Origin of the sequence: Virgisporangium aliadipatigenens (assembly GCF_016863615.1) — a bacterium.
In the GTDB taxonomy this organism is placed as follows: Bacteria; Actinomycetota; Actinomycetes; order Mycobacteriales; family Micromonosporaceae; genus Virgisporangium; species Virgisporangium aliadipatigenens.
On record NZ_BOPF01000012.1, the window covers coordinates 169,133 to 188,550 of the forward strand.

General features: G+C 73.1%; 20 protein-coding genes and 1 pseudogene. 10 read left to right on the forward strand and 11 right to left on the reverse strand.

Going from position 1 to position 19,418, the window contains the following annotated elements:
* Positions 1 to 12: 12 nt before the first annotated feature.
* Genes Val02_RS18125 through Val02_RS18135 form a run of 3 tightly spaced genes read right to left on the reverse strand, consistent with a single transcriptional unit; the run spans position 13 to position 3,010 of the window.
* Entirely contained in the window at positions 13 to 843 is an 831-nt protein-coding gene (locus tag Val02_RS18125; protein ID WP_203900269.1) for a phosphoenolpyruvate carboxykinase (ATP), read from the reverse strand.
* A complete protein-coding gene (locus Val02_RS18130) occupies positions 840 to 989 on the reverse strand; it encodes a hypothetical protein (RefSeq protein WP_203900270.1) in 150 nt (49 codons plus the stop codon). The genes Val02_RS18125 and Val02_RS18130 overlap by 4 nt, the downstream gene beginning before the upstream one ends.
* A 35-nt stretch (positions 990 to 1,024) precedes the next feature.
* A complete protein-coding gene (locus Val02_RS18135) occupies positions 1,025 to 3,010 on the reverse strand; it encodes an asparagine synthase-related protein (RefSeq protein ID WP_203900271.1) in 1,986 nt (661 codons plus the stop codon).
* A 69-nt stretch (positions 3,011 to 3,079) separates the two neighbouring features.
* On the opposite strand from Val02_RS18135, the gene Val02_RS18140 reads away from it, so the two are divergent.
* The 4 genes and pseudogenes from Val02_RS18140 to Val02_RS48675 form a co-directional block, all read left to right on the forward strand.
* Positions 3,080 to 3,373 (forward strand): PqqD family peptide modification chaperone, encoded by a 294-nt coding sequence (locus Val02_RS18140; protein WP_203900272.1) that lies wholly within the window; start codon positions 3,080 to 3,082, stop codon positions 3,371 to 3,373.
* Entirely contained in the window at positions 3,370 to 4,092 is a 723-nt protein-coding gene (locus tag Val02_RS18145; protein ID WP_203900273.1) for a hypothetical protein, read from the forward strand. The genes Val02_RS18140 and Val02_RS18145 overlap by 4 nt, the downstream gene beginning before the upstream one ends.
* Entirely contained in the window at positions 4,089 to 4,601 is a 513-nt protein-coding gene (locus tag Val02_RS48670) for a sulfotransferase domain-containing protein (protein WP_203900274.1), read from the forward strand. The genes Val02_RS18145 and Val02_RS48670 overlap by 4 nt, the downstream gene beginning before the upstream one ends.
* A gap of 24 nt (positions 4,602 to 4,625) precedes the next feature.
* Positions 4,626 to 4,937: pseudogene (locus tag Val02_RS48675) on the forward strand (sulfotransferase domain-containing protein); the annotation flags it as partial.
* 15 nt (positions 4,938 to 4,952) lie between these two features.
* Here Val02_RS48675 and Val02_RS18160 read toward each other — a convergent pair.
* Positions 4,953 to 5,600: an SGNH hydrolase domain-containing protein gene (locus tag Val02_RS18160; protein ID WP_239153158.1), complete on the reverse strand. Its 648-nt coding sequence runs from the start codon at positions 5,598 to 5,600 to the stop codon at positions 4,953 to 4,955.
* A complete protein-coding gene (locus Val02_RS18165; protein WP_203900277.1) occupies positions 5,513 to 5,887 on the reverse strand; it encodes an acyltransferase family protein in 375 nt (124 codons plus the stop codon). Before Val02_RS18165 ends, Val02_RS18160 begins: the two co-directional genes overlap by 88 nt.
* Positions 5,888 to 5,935: 48 nt before the next feature.
* Between Val02_RS18165 and Val02_RS18170 the strand changes: the two genes are divergently transcribed.
* On the forward strand, positions 5,936 to 6,343 hold the full coding sequence (locus tag Val02_RS18170) for a lasso peptide biosynthesis B2 protein (RefSeq protein ID WP_203900278.1): 408 nt from the start codon (positions 5,936 to 5,938) through the stop codon (positions 6,341 to 6,343).
* Here Val02_RS18170 and mtlA read toward each other — a convergent pair.
* The gene (gene mtlA / locus Val02_RS18175) at positions 6,315 to 7,481 is read right to left on the reverse strand and encodes a mannitol-specific PTS transporter subunit IIC (protein WP_203900279.1); all 1,167 of its coding nucleotides are present in this window, start codon (positions 7,479 to 7,481) and stop codon (positions 6,315 to 6,317) included. The genes Val02_RS18170 and mtlA overlap by 29 nt on opposite strands.
* Positions 7,482 to 7,806: 325 nt before the next feature.
* Here mtlA and Val02_RS18180 point away from each other — a divergent pair, with 325 nt between their 5' ends.
* Positions 7,807 to 8,556, forward strand: coding sequence for a magnesium transporter MgtE N-terminal domain-containing protein (locus Val02_RS18180; RefSeq protein ID WP_275415585.1), 750 nt, complete (start codon positions 7,807 to 7,809; stop codon positions 8,554 to 8,556).
* Positions 8,557 to 8,575: 19 nt separating this feature from the next.
* On the opposite strand, the gene Val02_RS18185 is transcribed toward Val02_RS18180, so the two are convergent.
* The 4 genes from Val02_RS18185 to Val02_RS18200 all read right to left on the reverse strand — a co-directional run bounded on the left by Val02_RS18185 (position 8,576) and on the right by Val02_RS18200 (position 13,710).
* Positions 8,576 to 10,855 carry a rhamnogalacturonan lyase gene (locus Val02_RS18185; protein WP_203900281.1) on the reverse strand — a complete coding sequence of 760 codons (2,280 nt, stop codon included), beginning with the start codon at positions 10,853 to 10,855 and terminating at the stop codon, positions 8,576 to 8,578.
* 364 nt (positions 10,856 to 11,219) lie between these two features.
* Entirely contained in the window at positions 11,220 to 12,092 is an 873-nt protein-coding gene (locus Val02_RS18190) for a Sco1979 family transcriptional regulator (RefSeq protein ID WP_506022533.1), read from the reverse strand.
* A 36-nt stretch (positions 12,093 to 12,128) separates the two neighbouring features.
* Positions 12,129 to 12,917, reverse strand: a complete 789-nt coding sequence (locus tag Val02_RS18195; protein ID WP_239153124.1) for an SAM-dependent methyltransferase — start codon at positions 12,915 to 12,917, stop codon at positions 12,129 to 12,131.
* Positions 12,918 to 13,026: 109 nt separating this feature from the next.
* Positions 13,027 to 13,710 carry an NRDE family protein gene (locus Val02_RS18200; protein WP_203900283.1) on the reverse strand — a complete coding sequence of 228 codons (684 nt, stop codon included), beginning with the start codon at positions 13,708 to 13,710 and terminating at the stop codon, positions 13,027 to 13,029.
* Between the two features lie 42 nt (positions 13,711 to 13,752).
* On the opposite strand from Val02_RS18200, the gene Val02_RS18205 reads away from it, so the two are divergent.
* Both Val02_RS18205 and Val02_RS18210 read left to right on the forward strand, forming a co-directional pair.
* Positions 13,753 to 15,000 (forward strand): ammonium transporter, encoded by a 1,248-nt coding sequence (locus tag Val02_RS18205; RefSeq protein ID WP_203900284.1) that lies wholly within the window; start codon positions 13,753 to 13,755, stop codon positions 14,998 to 15,000.
* 77 nt (positions 15,001 to 15,077) lie between these two features.
* Positions 15,078 to 15,731: a hemerythrin domain-containing protein gene (locus tag Val02_RS18210; RefSeq protein WP_203900285.1), complete on the forward strand. Its 654-nt coding sequence runs from the start codon at positions 15,078 to 15,080 to the stop codon at positions 15,729 to 15,731.
* A gap of 9 nt (positions 15,732 to 15,740) precedes the next feature.
* On the opposite strand, the gene Val02_RS18215 is transcribed toward Val02_RS18210, so the two are convergent.
* Positions 15,741 to 16,703, reverse strand: a complete 963-nt coding sequence (locus tag Val02_RS18215; RefSeq protein ID WP_203900286.1) for an aldo/keto reductase — start codon at positions 16,701 to 16,703, stop codon at positions 15,741 to 15,743.
* Positions 16,704 to 16,750: 47 nt separating this feature from the next.
* On the opposite strand from Val02_RS18215, the gene pdxR reads away from it, so the two are divergent.
* Both pdxR and Val02_RS18225 read left to right on the forward strand, forming a co-directional pair.
* Entirely contained in the window at positions 16,751 to 18,151 is a 1,401-nt protein-coding gene (gene pdxR / locus Val02_RS18220; RefSeq protein WP_203900287.1) for a MocR-like pyridoxine biosynthesis transcription factor PdxR, read from the forward strand.
* A 45-nt stretch (positions 18,152 to 18,196) separates the two neighbouring features.
* On the forward strand, positions 18,197 to 19,402 hold the full coding sequence (locus Val02_RS18225) for a pyridoxal phosphate-dependent aminotransferase (protein ID WP_275415586.1): 1,206 nt from the start codon (positions 18,197 to 18,199) through the stop codon (positions 19,400 to 19,402).
* Positions 19,403 to 19,418: the final 16 nt, after the last annotated feature.

Consider the following 19,418-nt stretch of genomic DNA (forward strand, 5'->3'; position numbering starts at 1 on the left):
CACAGTGGAGGCTCAGGCCGCCGCACGTTCGATCGCCGCGGCGACCTCCTCGCCCGACCAGCCCTCGGCGGGGCGTTCCAGCCGCAGCACCGGCACCGTCCGGGCGAGCGCCGCCAGCCAGCGCAGGTACGCCTCCGGATGCAACGCCCGCAGGAACGGCCGGTACGTCTCGACCGCCAGCACGTGCGCGGCCGCGGCCCCGTCGAGGCGGTGCACCCGCGGCCGGTCGAGGCCGGGCACGGCGCGCAGCGCGACCACCAGGTCGAGCCGGTGTGAGCCGCCGGCCGGCTCCGTCACCGCGAACGCGTACTTCTGCTCGCCCGGCCAGGACAGCTCCCCGTCGGACGGGTCGTAGCCGAGGCGCCGGGCCGTCTCGGGCCACAGTCGCAGCCGCTTCCCGGTCGGCCGCACGACGGCGGCACCGGCACCCGGTTCGACGGCGGTGACGTCGTCGGTGACGATCGGGTGGCCACGCTCGGCGAGCAGGCCGACCGTGGTGGACTTGCCGACGCCGCGCGGCCCGGCCGTCGCCACCAGCCCGTCGCCGACGCGCACCGTCGAGGCGTGCAAAGCGAACGTGCCGCGCTGCGCCAGCACCAGCGCGGTGACCGTGCCGTGCAGAACGGTGTCCAGCACCGCCTGCGGCACGCCCTCGACCGGATCGACCACCACCCGCCGGCCGTCCCGGACGTGAAAGGCGCCGACGTCGGGTATCCGCACCAGTGCCTCCCGCGCGGTGGCCCGCAGCCACGGCGCGTCGACGGCGGGTGCCGGAACGTCGTCCGGCACCGCGCCGCGTTCCACCGACGCGTCGAGAACCTCGTGCCGCGCCGCGACCGTCAAGACAGGTCCACGCTGCTGCTGGGCACCGCGGTGTTGTCGGGGGTGTCGACGCCGCCGGCGGCCGTCGCGTCGGCGCGCAGTCGGGTCAGCGCCGGTGCCCGCCAGGTCCGGCGGGCCGGACGGCGTTCGTCCTCGTGCTGCTGCATGCGTTCTTCCACGTGAGATGCGGATTTCGGCGTGCTCAGTGCGGTCCGGCCAGCGCCGCGGGGCGTCGGGCGGCCGTTCGACGGGTGGCGTAGCCGTCGAACCAGCGCAGGTACCGGCTGAGGGCCAGGACCCGGGGGAGCAGGAAGGCGTGGGCGTCGCGGCAGGCGGCGTCGGCCGCCCGTTCCGGCGCGGGGGGCTCACGCACCAGCCGCGCGATGCGGTCCAGGTCCACCAGCGCGGCCGTCGTCGGGTGGCCCCGCGCCCGGGCCAGCTCCGCGGCGAGTTCGGCGTGGGCGTCGGCGATCCGGTCGAACCAGTCCGGCACCTGCGCACCGCGCGCCTTGCGCAGGCGGATCTCGTCGGGCAGCCGGCCGGCCATCGCCATGCGCAGCGCGCTCCGGCCGATGCCCCGGTGCCGGCGGGCCCAGGCCGGCTGGCGGGCGCACGCGGTCAGCAGTTCGACGTCGACGGTCGGGTCGGACTGCCACCAGCCGCCCCGGGCCTCGCGCACGGCGATGTTCTCGGCGGCCGACGCGACCGCGTCCAACTCGAACGTCGGGTAGCGGCGCGGGTGATGGCCGGCGGTGCCCGGGAACTGGCCGCGCAACGCCCGGTGCAGGCGCGGGTCGGCGACGATGTCCGGCCGCAGCCCGGAGCGCGCCAGCGTTCGGGTGATCAGGTCCGGCCGGCCGCGGGCCGCGGAGACCAACCGCCGCAGGGGCTGCGGGACCAGCTGCGGGACGACGTTCGTCCGCAGGAGCCGCGCGAGCGACCCGTCGCGGGCGGCCGCCCAGGCACGCGCCTCCCGCCAGGCCTCGACGGGGCGGCCGGCGCCGAGCAGCGCCACCAGCCAGCGCGGGTCGTCGGCGGAGAACGCGATGTTGCCGAGCGCGCCGGTGAGGAGGAGGGAGACGCCGTCGTCGGCGGCGCGCCGTTCGGCGACCCGGAGCCAGGTCATGTTGAGGGTGTTGCGCACGGGCGACGCCCCTGCGGCGAACCGGTCGGGGTCCCCGTCGACGACGGCCTCGCCCCGGCCGTCGACGAACGCGGGCACCAGGTTGGGATACCGCGCGGCGAGCACCCGCACCAGCCCGCTCTCGTCGGGCTCGAACCCGAAGGCGGGACCGCTCCAGCCCGGCGGCGGCACCGACGTGTAGGAGCGCACCGGTTCGGGCGCCAGCGCCCCGGCCGCGGTCGCGGCGACGGACGTCGAGTCGAGGCCGCCGCTGAGCAGCACGCCCACCGGCCCGCGCCGGCGACGCACGCGGGCCCGCACCGCCTCGTCCAGCGCGTCGCGCAGCTCTTCGGCGTGCTCGGCGGCGGAACCGTGCCGCACCGGCCGGTGCTCGAACGTCCAGTACGTCCGCTCGCGCACCCCGTCGGGCGTGATCCACAGCGCGGTGGCGCGCGGCACCGGCGACACGTCCCGGAACCAGCTGCGGCGCGTGCTCGCGACGAGTCCCAGGAACTCCTTCGCGCGCTCCAGGTCCGGCGCGACCGGCACGCCGTCGAACCCGGTGACGGCCACCGCGGTGCTGGCGAAGCAGACCCGGCCGCCATCGCGGTACACGTGCAGCGGCCGGGTGCCGAGATGGTCGCGCGCGACGAGGACACCGCCGCGGCGCCGGTCGGCGATCGCCCCGGCGAAGCCGCCGCGCAGTCGCTGCCAGCAGCGGTCGCCCCAGCGGAGGTAGGCGTGCAGGACGAGGTGCGCGTCGGCGAGGTTGCGGTCGTCGGGCAGGCCGAGCGCGCGGCACAGCGCGGGCCGGTTGGTCAGCACGGCGTCGGCGACCACCACGACGTCGCCGACGCTGGCGCACACCGGCTGGTCGTCGCCGTCGTCCTCGGGCACCCGCCGGCGCCGCGTCGCGCCGAGCGCCACCGCCGTCGCGCCGACCGGCCCGGCCCAGGTGCCCTCGCCGTCGCCGCCCAGGGGCGCGAGCAGGTCGAGCACGGGGCGCAGTTCGGCGGCGCGCACCGGTGCGCCGTCCGTACGGACGAGGCCGGCGACGGCGGTCACCGCGGCTCGCCCGAAGTTCGCATGCCGTAATCTTGACGCACGATTCGCGTTATATGTCAGGATTTAAGGGTGTTGTCTGACGAACAGCTTTCCCGCGCCGTGACCATCGTTCGCGCCGACGCGCCGCTGACCGCCGACGTCGGCGACGAACTGGTGATGCTGAGCCCCGAGCACGGCGAGTACTTCGGGCTCAACGCCGTCGGCACCAGGATCTGGGAGCTGATCGCCGAGCCCCGCGCGCTGAGCGAACTGTGCGCCCGACTCGCCGACGAGTTCGAGGTCGACGACGAGACCTGCCGGGCCGAGGTGCTGGAGTTCCTGCGACAGCTCGCGGAGGTGGACCTGGTGCGGGTCGGTCCGTGACGGCGGCGCCGGTGCGGCCGGCGTGGACGGTGCTCGGCATCCCGGTGACCGTCGGGCCCGCGCCGGAGCGGATCCCCGCGGCCGTCCACAGTGGACCGTTGTGCCGCGCCTGGGCCGACGGGTACCGGTTCCACCTGCCGACGGTCGGGCTCTTCTCGGTCGAACGGCATGACGGCGCCGTGGCGCTGACCGGCGACGCGGCGACCGGCAAGTCCGCGGTGGCCGGGGCGCTGGGCGTTCGGGGACACGCGGTGCTCGCCGACGGCGCGCTGCCGATCGCGCACACCACCACCGGACCCGTGGCGGAACCGGCCGACGACGGCGTGCAGCTGTGGCCGGACATCGCGCGGCGGCTGGGCCTCGGCGGCGGGGCGGTGATCCGGCCACGCCTGGCCAAGCGGCGGCACCGGTTCGCCGCCGCGCCGGCCGCGCCGCTGGGCGCCGTCGTGGTGCTGCGCCACGGCGGCGGAGCGCGGGACCCGGTCGCCCGGCCGATGAACGGGCCGGCCGCCGTGCGGGCCCTCGCGCACCTGACCGCCGGTCGGCCGCTCGTGCCGGCGTTCGGCGCGACGGCGGCACACTTCGCGTGGTGCACCCGCCTCGCGGCGGCCGTTCCGGTGCTCGAACTCCGCCGCGACCCGCTGCGCGACGATCTCACCGCGCTGGCCGACGCCGTCGCTTCCACCGTGCCAGGAATGTCCACAGTGGAGGGTCGATGAGCGTGGCCGCGCCGCACACCGTGTGGCTCGCCTCGTATCCGCGTTCGGGCAACACCTGGACGCGCGCCGTGCTCGACCGGTTGGCCCCGGACGGTCCCGCCGACGTCGATCTGCACGCGCTCGGCGGTGGGCCCATCGCGGGCAGCCGGATGGTGCTCGACCCGTATCTCGGCTTCCCCTCCAGCGACCTGCTGCCGTCGGAGGTCGACGCGGTGCGGCCGGCGTGCGAGGCCGCGTTCGACGCCGATCTGGACCGGCTGCGGTTCCGCAAGGCGCACGACGTCCTGTGCGGCGCGCCCGGCGGTGCTCCGGTCGTTCCCCCGAATGCCACCCGGGCCGCGATCTACCTGGTCCGGGACCCGCGCGACGTGGCGGTCTCCTGGGCCCACTTCTTCGGACGCCCGCTGGCCACGGCCGTGGCCGAACTGGCGGACCGCGACACGATCCTCGACTCCGGCGGCGACGGCATCACGGCCCAGGCCCGGCAGCGGCTCGGCACCTGGAGCTGACACGTCACGAGCTGGACGGCGCACGCTCCCTTCCCGGTGGCCGTGGTCCGCTACGAGGACCTGCACGCCGACCCGGTCGCCGGCTTCGCGCGGATGGCCGCGACGGCGGGACTCGCGACGACTCCCGACCGGGTCGCGGCGGCGGTGGCGGCGACCCGCTTCGCGCGGCTGCGGGGACTGGAGGCGGCGCACGGCTTCCCGGAACGCCCCGCGGCCGCCACGACCTTCTTCCGCCGCGGCGCCGTCGGCGGCTGGCGCGACGACCTCCCCGCCCACCTGGCCCGCCGGATCGAGCGCGCCCACGGCGAGGCGATGGCCGATCTCGGCTACCTCTGAAACCGATGCGGTCGGTCAGGCCGGCGGCTGGGGGAGTGCGGCGGACAGGCGGGGGGCGAGACTTCGGGCGTAGGTCCCCGTCAGGTGGTTGTTGTCGCGGTAGAACAGGACGCCGCCGATCACCGGCGCGCAGGGGTCGGCCGGGCAGACGGCGGCGGTGAGGTCCACCAGCGAGACGCCGTTCAGCCCGCGCGCCGCCTCGAGCTGCGCGGCCGCCGCGGCCCGGTTCGTCGCCCGGGCCCTGGGCGTGGCGCACCGGGTCAGCCGGTCCCGGTTGGCCGTGACGCACTCGGCGACGTTCGTGGCCATGACCGGGGTGTCCACCAGCACCGCGACCGGCAGCCCCGCGTCGGCCAGCTCGGACCAGGTGGGCCGCAGCCCGTCGACGAACAACGCCGGCGCCGGCACCGGCTCGCCGAACGCGAGCGGGTAACGGCCGCTGGTGGTGAGCACCGGGTCGGGCCGGTCGTCGCCGAGGAGCGCGGCGCGCACGTTCGCGCTCCACCGCCGGCAGTCCGGCTGGGCGCGCGGGCCCGGGACGGGAAACGTCTCCCCGGCGAACGGGCACGAGCCCTTCACGTACGTGACCACCCGCCACCGCCGCTGCGCCGCGACGGCGCGCACGGCGGGCAGCCACGCCGCGGCGTGCGAGTCGCCGACCAGCGCGACCGTGTACGTGCCGCGCGCCGAACCGAACTCGCAGCGCCGGCCGGCGGCAGGATCCGTTTCGCGCGGCGGGAGTAGAAGCGCAGCACGTCGATCCGTCCGGTGGTGGCCAGTTCGCCGACGAGGATGCCGGTGATGAGAAAGCCGGAGATGACGAAGAACAGGTCGACGCCGACGAATCCGCCGGGAAGCACCGCCACGCAGATGTGCGCGGTGACGACGACGATGAGCCCCACCCCGCGCAGGCCCTCGATGTCGCCGCGGAACGCCGTGGATGCTCGCACGGGACAAAGCCTAGGGCCAGATTTAGGACGTTATGTCAGAATTCTGGGATGCCTCGAACGCGCACCCTGCTCCTCGCCGGTGAGGCGGCGGTCGCGCTGACCGGCGCCACGCTCGCGGTCCGGTCGCTCGGCCAGCGGCGCCTGATGCGCACCCTGGGCCGGGCGACCCCGGCCGAGACGGAAGAGACCGTGCGGCCGGAGCGGGTCCGGCGGGCCCGACGCGTCGCGGGGATCGTGGACCGGGTGGCGGACCTGCTGCCGTGGCATCCCGTCTGCCTGCCCCGGGCGCTGGCGACCCGGGCACTGCTGCGCCGCCGGGGCATCGCGTGCGAACTCCACCTCGGCATCACCGGCACCGCCCCGCTGGCCGCGCACGCCTGGGTGACCGCCGGCGGCGCGGTGGTGCAGGGCGGCCCGATCGGTCACATCACCCCGCTCGCCACCCTGCGCCGGTAGGCCGGTGGCGCGGTGCCGGCATCGCGGCGGCCGTCTGAGCCCGCGCGTGCTCCTCCTCCGTCGTCGCTTCGGGCCGTTCGTCCCGTACCCGTTCGCCGCGACCGAACCCCAGCAGCACGGACGCGACGACGAAGGTGACGGCCGCGGCGATCACCACGCCGAGGATGACGCCGAACCAGCCGCCCTTCGGCGCCACCGCCAGGTACGCGAAGATGCTGCCGGGAGCCGGGGTCGCGACCAGGCCCGCGCCGGTGACCATGAACGTGCTCACGCCCGCGGCGCCGCCGGCGATCACGGCGAGGATCAGCCGCGGCTTCATGAGCACGTACGGGAAGTAGATCTCGTGGATCCCGCCGAGGAACTGGATGATCATCGCGGCCGGGACGGTGGGGCGCAGCGCGCGCGGGCCGAAGAAGAAGAACGCCAGCAGCAGCCCGAGCCCCGGACCGGGATTCGTCTCGAGCATGAACAGGATCGACTTGCCCTTCTCGGCCGCCTCGGCGGCACCCAGCGGCCCGAACACCCCGTGGTTGATGGCGTTGTTGAGGAACAGCACCTTGGCGGGCTCGACCACGATCGACACCAGGCCGAGCAGGTGGTTGTCGATCAGCCAGCTGACGCCCTGCTCGGCGCGGTCGGCGATCCAGGTGACCGCCGGACCGACGGCCCACCGGCCGAAGATCGCCGCCCCGCCGCCGATGATGCCGGCGCTGAAGTTGTCGACCAGCATCTCGAAGCCGGGCCGGATCCTGCCCTCGATCAGCCCGTCGAAGAGCTTGACCAGGTAGGCGGCGGCCGGACCCATGATCATCGCGCCGAGGAACATCGGCACCTCCGCGCCGACCACGACGCCGATCGTGGCCACGGCACCGACCACGCCGCCGCGCTGGCCGTGCACCAGTCGGCCGCCGGTGAATCCGATGAGGATCGGCAACAAATAGGTGATCATCGGGCCGACGAGTTCGGCGATGTCCGCGTTCGGGGTCCAGCCCTTGGGGATGAAGAACGCGGTGATCAAACCCCAGGCGATGAAGGCGCCGATGTTCGGCATGACCATGCCGGCCAGGTGCCCGCCGATTCGCTGGATGGTGACCTTGACTCCGGTGCCCTCGACCTGAGGCGTGTAGGAGGTGGCCATTAAAGACTCCTTCAATGCCGATCTTGACGTGAACCGTCAATTAAGAAATGCGGGCGCGGGATTCTTCGGCAGCTGCGGGAGTGCTGATTCCGGGGCCCTTTGAGACACCGATCCCAGCGCCGTACGACATAACGGCAATGGTTGGCCACGCAGTCGTCGGGTGGTGATTGTTGTCCAGTGGCACGGTGTCGTCAAGGATCTACTCGGCGCATGTTCAGGAGAAGTTGGATGAATCGATTCAGCTAAGATCGGCAATAGAAAACGTATGAGCCGAAATTCCGCCGAGCCTCTATGGCGCGCGGGCTTCCGGTGCTAAACCATTCCTATGTTCCCCGGCGGCGTGACGCCCGTAGTCCAACTTGTGGCGATAATCCGGAGCCTGCCGGCGAGGAAAGCGGCCGACCTCCTCATGGCGTTGCCCGTGGAGAAGCAGCTTTCCGTCGTCGCGGCACTCGAGCCCGACGAGTTGGCCGGCGTCCTGATTCCCATGCGGCCCGACATTCGTCAACGAATCCTCGCCACCCTGTCCGCGGACAGGCTGCTCGTCGTCATCGGGAAAGTGCCGGCGGATCGCGCGGCCGAGCTGCTGCCGATGGTGCCGCCCGAGCGGCTGGCCCCGCTGGTCGCCGGCCTCGCGGACGAGACGCTGTTCGCCCTGCTCCGGCAGCTCCCCGCCGATGTGCAGCAGCGGGTGTGGACCGCGATCCCGCGCGAGCGCGGACAATCGATAGTGTCGTTGGCGTACCAGCTGGATGTCCGGGCCGCGCTGCGTCGGAGCAACGCCGATGTGGTGGTGCCGACCGGCGCCCCGCGCGGAATCCTGGTCGCCACCATTGTCGGCAAGCACATCGCCGTGGCGACGATCGTCGGCGACGACGGATGGACGGCGGTGCACGACGCCAAGGAAGCGGCGCACCGACTGCGCACGGTCGGCGCGCTCGCCGTCGTCGATCGGGCGCCGGCCGACGAGGTCGCGGACCACTGCCGGACGATGGACTGGATCGACATCGTGACGTGGAGCGGCGCGCACGACGACCATTACCTCAAGCGGTCGATGGTCGCCGTGCTGAGCTGACGGCGGGGGCCGGCGACGTTCACCGCCGCAGCGGCACCCTTGCCCAGTTCGTGTCCGAGGCGAGGTAGAAGCTCGGGTACGACGGCTGGTTGTAGGTCGTCTGCTGACGCGCCACCTCGACCCGGTACTGGGGGTCGTGCATGAGCGTGTACAGCTTGTGGTTCGTCACCTCGGTGCTGAGGTGGATCCGGATCGCCGTGCTGTCGGCGGTGCGTAGCAGCAGTTCCTCGCGCCAGTCGCCGAAGATGTCGGCCACCAGGCTCGGGTTGCCCTTGGTGCCGTTGTTGGCGAGGGTGCCGGTGGCGCTCAGCAGGGTGCCGCGCCGCCAGTCGTCGACCGTCGGCGTCGCCTCGAGGTTGCCGTTGACGATCTGCGTGGTCAGGTCGGCTCCCCAGCGGATGCTCATGTTGGTGCCCGGGATCGGGCCCGGGGTCACCACGCCCTCGGCGCTGTACAGGCCGAGCGAGTCCGAGCCGCCGGGCAGGCTGGCCCAGCCCTCGATGCCGGGCGTCTCCGGCAGCACGTCGCCGATCATGCCGCGCCCGGTGTCCCGCCCGGAGTAGACGCCGAAGAGCACCTCGCCGGTCCGCGCGTCGCGCATCGACATGCCGTACGGCGCGAAGGTGGCGCCCTCGTGCACGGCGAAGATCTCCGGGCCCGGCCGGTCCGGGTCGATGTCCGTGACGTGCATGGCGTCGCCGTGCCCGAGGCGGACGTTCTGGCCGGGTGCGGCGCTGCCCTCCGGCAACGTCGCGAACGACGAGTACAGCAGGCTGCCGTCGTCGTCGATCGTCGCGGAGCCGTACACGATCTCCTGCCGGCCGTCGCCGTCCACGTCCGCGGCGCTCAGCGAGTGGAACCCTTGCGTGGTGAGCGTCCGGAACTCCGGATCGGTCCCGTCCCGCCCGTGCGGCGAGTCGTTGAACGGGTTCGTCATCGGGGCCCAGCCGCTGTCGACGTACCAGTGCTCGCGCAGCCGCCGGCCGTCCCAGTCGTAGGCGACGAGCGTGGTGCGCGTGTAGTAGCCGCGGGCGAAGACGGCGGACGGCCGCCTGCCGTCGAGGTACGCGACCCCGGCGAGGAACCGGTCGACCCGGTTGCCCGGCTCGATGCGGGCCATCGCGTAGTCGCCCCACATGAGCCCGTCGTCGTGCCGCCCCGGCTTGTACCGAACGGTCTGCAGCTCCCGCCCGGTCGCCCCCTCGAACACGGTCAGGTACTCCGGCCCGTCGACGACGAACCCCTCGAACAGGCGCAGCTGGTTGCGGGTGCTGCGGGCGGGCGCGTACACGTCGACGAAGTGGTTCGCCAGCGCCTCCGCGTCGGCACGGCTCAGCGGATACGGGTACCGCGGCGCTATCCCGAACGCCTGCTCCAGCGTCGCCGGCCAGTGCCCGGCCAGCACCTCCGGATGGCCGCTCCACCCCTGGAACATCGTCACCAGGTGCTCGAAGTACCCGGCCGCGCTGAGCCGGTAGTCGTCGGTGTGCCGGTAGCCGGCCCGCTCGTCCTCGCGGGGCATGGTGATGTAGCGCTCGGAGACGGCGTTCCCGTCGCGGCCGTAGCGCGTGATCTTCGTGCCCGGCGCCGTCTTGAACATCATCTCGGACCGGCCGTCGCCGTCGAAGTCGTACACCAGGAACTGCGTGTAGTGCGCGCCGGCGCGGACGTTCACGCCGAGGTCGATGCGGTACAGCTGGGTACCGTCCAGCTCGTAGGCGTCGACGTAGACGTTGCCGGTCCAGCCGACCTGCGAGACGTCCTTGGAGTTCGACGGGTCCCACTTGACGATGTACTCGTACTGCCCGTCGCCGTCCACGTCGCCGACGCTCATGTCGTTGGCGGAGTAGGTGTACGGGTCGCCCTTGGGCGTGACGCCGTCGGCGGGCTTGCGCAGCGGCAGGTCGTAGTGGCCGGCGCGCCAGGCCTTCACCGGCGCGCTGCGGCCGGTCTCCCGGCCGCGCACCAGCGACGCCACCCGGTAGGAGGCCGTCGCGCTGCCGCCCCGGTCGAGGAAGTTCGTGCTGTCGGTGACGGTGCCGATGCGCCGGCCGTCGCGGTAGACGGCGAAGTCGACGCCGGTGAGGCCGGTCGCGGAGTGGCCGGTCGCCTCGGTGCCGAGCAGGCGCCAGCTGAGGAAGACGCCGTCGGTTGTCCGCGCGGCGACGAGGCCGCGGTCGAGGCGTTCCAGGGCGACGCCGTGCCGTCCCTCGGGCGCGGCGGGAGCGGCGGAGGCCGGCAGCGCGGGTAGCAGTAACACCAGGCCACAGGCCGTGGCGCGGAAGATCCGGGATCTCATGGCGGGGAGACTCCTCGGCGAAGCGGGGTGGGGAGTGAAACGTTGCAATCGCGTGAAGGCTATGAATACGTCCACCCGAAGTCAAGGGAAAGCGCTTACCGCGCGGGTTTTCGACGGGAAGCAAGCGCAGGATCAAGAGCGTCATTGCGTCGGTCCGCCGGGCGCACGACCGCTGCTCCCGCCGGGTCGCTTCGCTCCACGTCCGCGTGCCGCCCCTGGCGGCCGCGCGCACGGCGGCGGTCGGGGATCGGGCCGCCGGAGGCGCCGCGACTGGGCGCGGGCGTGGAAGCGTAGGCCCGTAGGGGCCAGTGGTGCGGCCCGGGAGGCGACGGTCGCGCCCCCGGCGGGCCCGCGAAATGAAGCTCTACAAGTCTTTCAATGCCGCGCGGAGGATGGCGGGAGTGTCGTCGGGGTGTTCGGCTTCGATGAAGAGTTTGGCGACGGCGGCGCTGTAGCGGTCGACGTCCTCGCGCTTGTCGAGGTACTGCGCGGTGGTGAGCTGCTCGATGTAGACGGTGTCCGGGATGTCCGCGAGCGGGAAGCGCAGGATGGTGAACGCCCCGCCGGCCGCGGCGTGCCCGCCCTTGTGGAACGGCAGCACCTGCAACCGGATCCCCGGATGGTCGCACAGCTCGATCAGTGCGGCGATCTGCTCGCGCAGCACCGCGGTGCCACCGATCGGCCGCCGCAGGACGGCCTCGTCGAGCACGGCCCACAGGCGCGGCTTGTGCGGCCGGTCCAGGATCTGCTTGCGGCGCATCCGCAGCTCGACGCGGCGGGTCAACTCGGTGGTGTCGGCCTGGCCGTGCCCGAGCATGATCACGGCGCGGGCGTACGCCTCGGTCTGCAGCAGTCCCGGCACGAACTGCACCTCGTAGGTGCGCATCAGCGACGCCGCTTCCTCCAGGCCCAGGTACATCTGGAACCACTGGGCGAGCAGGTCGTTGTACGGCTGCCACCACCCGGGCGCGTTGGCCTCCCGGGTGAGGGCGAGCAGCCGGTCGTGCTCCCGCTGGTCGGCGACGCCGTACAGCAGCAGCAGGTCGGTGACGTCGCGTTCCTTGAACCCGACGCGGCCCAGCTCCATGCGGCTGATCTTCGATTCGGAACCGCGGATCGTGTAGCCCGCCTTCTCGCGGGTGATGCCCTTCGACTCGCGCAGGCTGCGTAACCGCGCGCCGAGTTGCATCCGGCGCACGATCGGCCCACCGCCGTCCTCGGGTTGAGCGGTGCTCACGCATGTGCCTTTCGAAGCTGTTCCCTCGCGGGTCCGCTACGGCTTGCGACCCACCGCACCGTACTGGTCGATCTCGTGCATCTCGACCTCCGGCCGCCACTTGGTGACCGGGCCCAGCCCGGGCTCGACCAGTTCGAGGCCCTCGAAGAACCGCGCCATCCGCTCCGGGCTGCGCAGGTGGTACTGGGGGACGGCGGAGAGGTTCCACAGCCGGGCCGCCTCGACCACCTCGGGTGAGAGGTCGGTGCCGTCGTACATCGCGAAGTAGCTGCCCGACGGGACGGCGTCGAGCAGGGAGCGCACGATGCCGAGCGCGGTCTCGTCCTCCTTGACGTGCCCGAGCACGCCCATGAACAGGATCGCGACCGGCTGCGAGAAGTCGAGCGTGCGCGCCGCCTCGGTGAGCACCGTCTTCGTGTCGTACAGGTCCGCGTCGACGTAGTCGGTGACGCCCTCGGGCGAACTGGTCAGCAGCGCCCGGGCGTGCACGAGCACCAGCGGGTCGTTGTCGACGTAGACGATCTTGCTGTCCGGCGCGACGGACTGCGCCACCTCGTGGGTGTTGTTGGCCGTCGGCAGCCCCGTGCCCACGTCGAGGAACTGCCGCACGCCCGCCTCGCCGGCCAGGTAGCGCACGACGCGGACCAGGAACTGGCGGCTCAGGCGCGCGTTTTCGGCGAGGGCCGGCTGGCCCACCAGGATCTGCTCGCCGACGGCGCGGTCCGCGGCGAAGTTGTCCTTCCCGCCGAGCAGGTAGTTCCAGATCCGTGCGGTCTGCGGGATGGAGGTGTCCAGCTTTGGCGCGTCCTGCTCGTCGTTCGCCACGTATGCGTCCTCTGTCCGGAGTGGAACGGTGCCGATATAGAACATCGAAAGCATAAACTGTCCGGGTGTCCGTTTCTCTCGGGTGATCGGTAGGACCCCGGGGACGCGTTCAGATGATCCGGTCCCACCGCGCGGAGGGTCCGGGGTCGACCGCGAAGTCGTAGCGCACACGCTCCCCGAGCGCTATGAGAGCAGCCGACGACGATCCGTAGTCCCGGCCGTCCGGCGCCCGCATCCGCAGGATCAACGCGCGCGGGTCGGTCGGGGCGAGCCCGTCGCCGGCCAGCAGTTCCACCCAGTCGTCCCGGCCGTCGGCCTTGCGCAGCAGCGGGAAGAAGTGCGGCACGAGCGGGTCCGACGCCGCGTCGAGGCCGTCGTTGACGACGATGTGGTCGCCGGGCGGGACCTCCCGGTCGAGGAGTTCCGTCCCGTCCCAGGACCACACCCGCAGGTCCGTGTCGGTCGCCAGGATCAGGTGGAACGCGTCATAGCGGGTCAGGTCCGCCGGCAACCGGCCGGTCAGCGCGGCCAGCGGGAGTTCGCCCCGGGAGGGACGCGGCGCGGGCGGCAACGGCCCGCCGTTGAGCACGGCCGCGACGGCGCGGCGCCCGGGGTCGAGCGCGAGCCAGGTGCCGCCGGCGATCCGGTCCCGCCCGCCGATGATCCCCGGCGCCTCCTGCGGCCAGTGCGCCGCGGGCGGGTCCCACGGCCGCCCGAGGAACTCGTCCCGCACGGCGGCGAGCAGCAGCGGACACGGCGTGCCGGGTCGGTGGCGGAGCAGCACGGTACACACGTGGATCGACGTTACGCCTAGGACACGCCTTAAGATCCGCGGGTGGAACGCGCCTGGATCGGCTCGACGGCCGTGGCCGCGGTGATCGGCGCCGTGGCCGGCGCCGCCGTGACGGCCGGGTCGGGCCCGGGTGCACTCGTGGCGGGGATCCTGGGCGGCGGCGTGCTCCTCGGCGCGGTCGAGGCGGTGGCGCGCCGGCGGCAGCGGCCGGACGAGGTCCCGCCGCTGTGGTCGCGGATCGCGACGAGTGCCGCGCTGGCGGCGCCCCTGGGGTGGCTGCTCGGGACGTTCGGGCTGGGGCCGCTGCTCGTCGGCCTGGTGAGCGGCGCCATCGCGGGCCTGCTCGGTATCCGGCCGCAGAAGGTGCTGCTCGGCCCGGTCGTGGGACTGGTCGTCGGCTGGGTGGCGGCCGACTATCCGGCGGCGCTCGTGGCCGCGTTCGCCGTCGGTGGCTTCCGGGTGATGTCCGCCGCGATCTTCCGCACGCCGCAGGTGGACCTGCTCGCGTACGAGGTCGACGCGGCCTCGTTGCCGTTCGTGGTGCCGCTGCCGGCCCGCACCGGCTACGTCGGCACCGGCTACGTGCGCGACCTCGCCGAGGTGCTGGGCGGGGAGTACACCGCCGACGCGGCGGACGTCGGCATCGTGGCGTCCCTCGACGAACTGGCCGGTCCCGACTTCGACCCGTCCGCCGTCGACCCGCGGATCCGGGAGTTCTACCAGCACACCACGCGGTTCACGCTGGACATCGTGCCGCGCTGGCGGCTGTGGGTGCGCCCGGGGTACCTGCTGTACCGCACGTTCGTGGCGCGGCCGCTCGGCCAGGCGAACGTGCCGATGAACCAGCGGGAGACCCAGCGCGGCGTGCGCAGCCGCATCGACACCATCGCGCACGCGCCGGACGGCGTCATCGCCGTGCGCGGCTGGATCCGCTCGTTCGTCGACACCGACGAACCCATCTACGTCGGCGTCTACACCACCTACCGGCACGACGGCCGGGGTTACGTGAGCGTCGGTTTCCCGCTGCCGCAGGCGAACTTCACCGCCACCCTGCGTCCCGTGGCGCGCCCGGACGGCGGCCTGACGCTCACCAGCAGCGGCGGCGGCCATCCCGGGCACTATCTGTCCTTTGTGGACGCCGACAGCGGACGGCTCACCACGCTCGCGGTCGCCGGTTTCGCCGAACGCCTCGACGTGTTCGTCGAGGCCGAGGGCATGAAAGCGGAGCACGCGTTCGCGCTGTTCGGGCTGCCGTTCCTCGTGTTGCACTACCGGATGCACCGGAAATGAGCCGCGCTGCAAGTCGGCGGCAAGTGGGCCGGTCCAGAGTGGGGCGTACGTCCCGGACCTGACCAGGAGTGATCGCCGTGCCCCTCACGACCCTGCCGTACGCCCAGGAAATGAACATGATCCACCGGGTGTTCCGGCGCGAGGCCGCGCAGCTGCGGGCCGCCGTCGCGGCGACCCCGGGCGGTGACGCCGTTCGGGCCGGGGTGGTGGCCGGTGTGATCCGCGAGTACGTCGGCGGGCTGGAGCACCACCACGCCACCGAGGACGCGATGATCTGGCCGCTGCTGCACGCCCGGGCGGGGGCCCGGGAGGACCTGGTCGAGCGCATGGAGGAGCAGCACCACGTGCTGGACGCGACGCTGGCCGTGGTGCTCGCGCACGCCGGCCGCTGGGCGCACGGCGCGCGGGCGGAGGACCGGGAGGCGCTGGTCGAGGCGTTCGACGAGCACGTGGCCGTGCTGGCCGAACACCTCGACGACGAGGAGAAGCTGGTGATGCCGATCGTCGAGGAGCACCTCACGCCCGACGAGTGGGAGGCGGTCGGCCGCCGCGGCCTGGAGAACGTGCCGAGGTCGCAGGTGTTCATCGCGCTCGGCGCGATCCTGGAGGACGCCACGCCGCAGGAGCGGGCCTACTTCCTGGCGAAGGTGCCGGCACCCGGCCGCCTCCTGTGGCACCTGATCGGGCGGCGCCAGTACCGCCGCTGGACCCGGCGGCTGCGCGGCGCCTGATCGCCGACGTCAGGGGGTGGGTGCCGTGCGGCCCGCCTCGTCCAGCCGCGCCATGATCTCCGGGGAGAGGTCCAGCTTCAGCGCCCCGAGGATCTCGTCCAGCTGCTCGACCGAGCTGGCCCCCGGGATCGGGATGACCTTCGGCTCGGACGCCAGCAGCCAGGCCAGCACCACCTGGTTGCGCGTCGCGCCGACCTCGTCGGCCACCTCGCCGAGCACGCGCAGGCGTTCGGTGTTGGCGGCGTGCGCGTACTCGGGCCGGGGCTGCCCGCCGCGCGCGTAGTACCCCTGCATCAGCGGCGAGTACGCGAACAGGTGGATGCCCTCCGTCGCCGCGTAGTCCAGCGTCTCCTCGGTGATCAGGTTGGACTGGCGCGGGGTGGGCAGCGGCAGCAGGTAGGTGTGCTGCTGCTGCAGGCACGAGTAGGTCGGCCGGTCGCCGGCGAGCGCGCGGGCGCGTTCCATCCGCCAGAGCGTGGTGTTGCTGCAGCCGAGCAGTCCCACGTCGCCCGATTCGGCGACCGAGGCCAGCGCGTCGACCGTCTCCGCCAGCGGCGTCTCCCGGTGGTCGATGTGCGCGTAGAACAGGTCGATGCGCTCCTTGCCCAGCTGGCGCAGGCTCGTCGCCAGGTCCTCGCGCACGTGCGCGGCGCCGAGTCCCTGCCAGTGTTCGGGGGACGGGTCGCCCGGCTTCAACGTGCGCGCGCCGACCTTGCTGGCGATCACCATCCGGTCGGTCACGCCGCGGGAACGCATCCAGCGGCCGAGGACCCGTTCGCTCTCGCCGGCGTCGCCGTGCCACTGGCCGTAGTTGTTGGCCGTGTCGAGGAACGTGCCGCCGGCCTCCAGGAACCGGTCCAGGATGGCGAACGACGTGCGTTCGTCGGTGCGGTAGCCGAACAGCATGGTGCCGAGGCAGATCTCACTCACGGTCAGGGTCGTGCGGCCGTCGCCGATGTGTCGCTGTCGCATGATCCATATCGTGCCGCGGCGATCGGTATGGCGTACGGTCCAATGCCGTGGCGGAAAACCAGGCCAATTTCTGGGTGGACCTCGAGGCGCAGCCGCCGGGGCCGCTGCACGCCCGCCTCAGCGGCGCCCTGCGCGCCGCGATCCGTTCCGGCACGCTGCCCGCCGGGAGCGCGCTGCCGCCGAGCCGCCTCCTCGCCGCCGACCTCGGATGTTCCCGGTGGACGGTGGTCGAGGTCTACCAACAGCTCGTGGCCGAGGGATACGCGACGTCGCGGGTCGGTTCCGGCACCCGCGTGGCCATCTCTCCCTCGGTCGAACGGGCCCGCGCCCGCCCGGCACCGGTACCCGCACCGGGCGGGATCGACCTGGCGCCGGGCCTGCCGGACCTGCGCGCGTTCCCGGTGGAGAAGTGGCTCGGTGCGATGCGCCGGGCGGCCGCCGCACTCCCGTACCACCGCTTCGGCCACCCCACCCCGGGCGGCGAACCGGCACTGCGGCACACGCTCGCCGACTACCTGGGGCGGGTGCGCGGCGCCGACGTCGACCCCGAGGACCTGACCGTCTGCGCCGGCGTCACCGACGGGGTCGTGCGGCTCTGCGGGGCGCTGCGCGCGGCCGGGCACGACAGCGTCGCCGTCGAGGACCCCGGCTGGACGCGGCTGCGCGAGGCGGTGGCCGCCACCGGGCTGCGGACCGTGGCGGTGCCGGTCGACGACGGGGGACTGCGGGTGGCGGCGCTCGAGCGCACCGGCGCGCGGGTCGTGGTGGTGAGCCCGGCGCACCAGTTCCCGACCGGCGTCGTCCTCGCCCCGCAACGCCGTGCCGCGCTGCTGGCCTGGGCGCGCCGCGTCGACGGGCTGATCGTGGAGGACGACTACGACGCGGAGTTCCGCTACGACCGCCGTCCCGTGGGTGCCGTGCAGGGCACCGATCCGCAGCGGGTGGCGCTCGCCGGTTCGCTCAGCAAGACGCTGTCGCCCGCGCTCGGCCTGGGTTGGCTGGTGACCCCGCGCCGGTGGACCGGTCCGATGCGGGCGCTGCCGCGGGCCGGCGCACCGGGCGTGTTGGATCAGCTGGCGCTGGCCGAGTTCCTCCGTTCCGGCGGATACGACAGGCAACTGCGCGCGGCCCGCAAGCGTTACCGCGCACGCCGCGACGCCCTCATCGCCGCCCTGGCACGCGATCACCGGGTGACCGGGGCGGCCGCCGGCCTGCACCTGCTGCTGTGGCCCGCCGGCGGCGGGGACGCGGCCGCGGTGGTGCGCCGCGCGGCGCGGGCCGGGCTGCGGATCGTGGCCGCGCGCCAGTACCGGGTGGACAACCGCGCGCTGGACGCCGCACTGGTGCTGGGCTACGGCAACCTCGCCGACCACGAACTGCCCGCGGCGGTGGCCCGGCTGACCGCGGCGTTGGACGCGCCCGGCGGCGCCGGCGGCCGGGACCGATAACGTGGGCGGCGGCCAGGTGTCCGACGGCGACCGATGGGAGCGCGCGTGAAGCAGGCGAGCAGGTTGAAGAGTGTCCGGTACGACATCCGCGGGCCGGTGCTGCGCCGGTCCCAGGAGCTCGAGAGCGCCGGTCACGCGATCCTCAAGCTGAGCATCGGCAACCCGGCGCCGTGGGGTCTGCACACGCCGGAGCCGATCGTCGCGGACATGGTGCACAACCTCACCGACGCGCAGGGGTACAGCGACGCGCGCGGGATCTACTCGGCGCGGGTCGCCGTCGCGCAGTACTACCAGACGCTCGGGGTGCAGGACGTCCAGCCGGACGACGTCCTGCTCGGCAACGGCGTCTCCGAACTGATCTGCATGTCGTTGCAGGCCCTGCTCGACCCCGGCGACGAGGTGCTGGTGCCGAGCCCCGACTATCCACTGTGGACGGGCGCGGTGTCGCTGTGCGGCGGCGAGGCGGTGCACTACCGCTGCGACGAGTCGCAGGGGTGGCAGCCGGACCTGGAGGACGTCGCCGCCCGGGTGACGCCGCAGACCCGCGCGCTGGTGATCATCAACCCGAACAACCCGACCGGCGCGGTGTACTCCCGCGAGACCCTGCTGGGCCTGCTGGAGGTCGCCCGGCGGCACGGGCTGCTGGTGCTGGCCGACGAGATCTACGACAAGATCGTGTACGACGACGCGAAGCACATCAGCGTCGCGTCCCTGGCGCCGGACCTGCTCGTGTTCAGCATGGGCGGCCTGTCGAAGACCCACCGGGCGGCCGGCTTCCGCTCCGGCTGGCTGGCGATCAGCGGGCCGTCGCACCGGGCCGCCGAGTACCTGGAGGGCCTGCAGCTCCTGGCGAACATGCGCCTGTGCCCGAACGTGCCCGGCCAGCACGCCATCCAGACCGCGCTCGGCGGCTACCAGAGCATCACCCGCCTGGTGCAGCCCGGCGGCCGGCTGTACGAACAGCGCCACCACGCCTGGGAGAAGCTCACCTCGATCCCGGGCGTCACCTGCGTCAAGCCGGATGGCGCGCTGTACCTCTTCGCCCGGCTCGACCCGGACCTGTACAAGATCCACGACGACGAGCAGCTGATCGTGGACCTGCTGGAGCAGCAGCACCTGCTGTTGTCCCACGGCACCGGGTTCAACCTGCCGACGCCCAACCACCTGCGGCTGGTGTTCCTGGCGCCGGTCGACGTGCTCGACGACGCGATCGAACGGCTGCGCCGCTTCCTCGAGACCTACAAGCAGTAGGCAGCGCCGACATTGA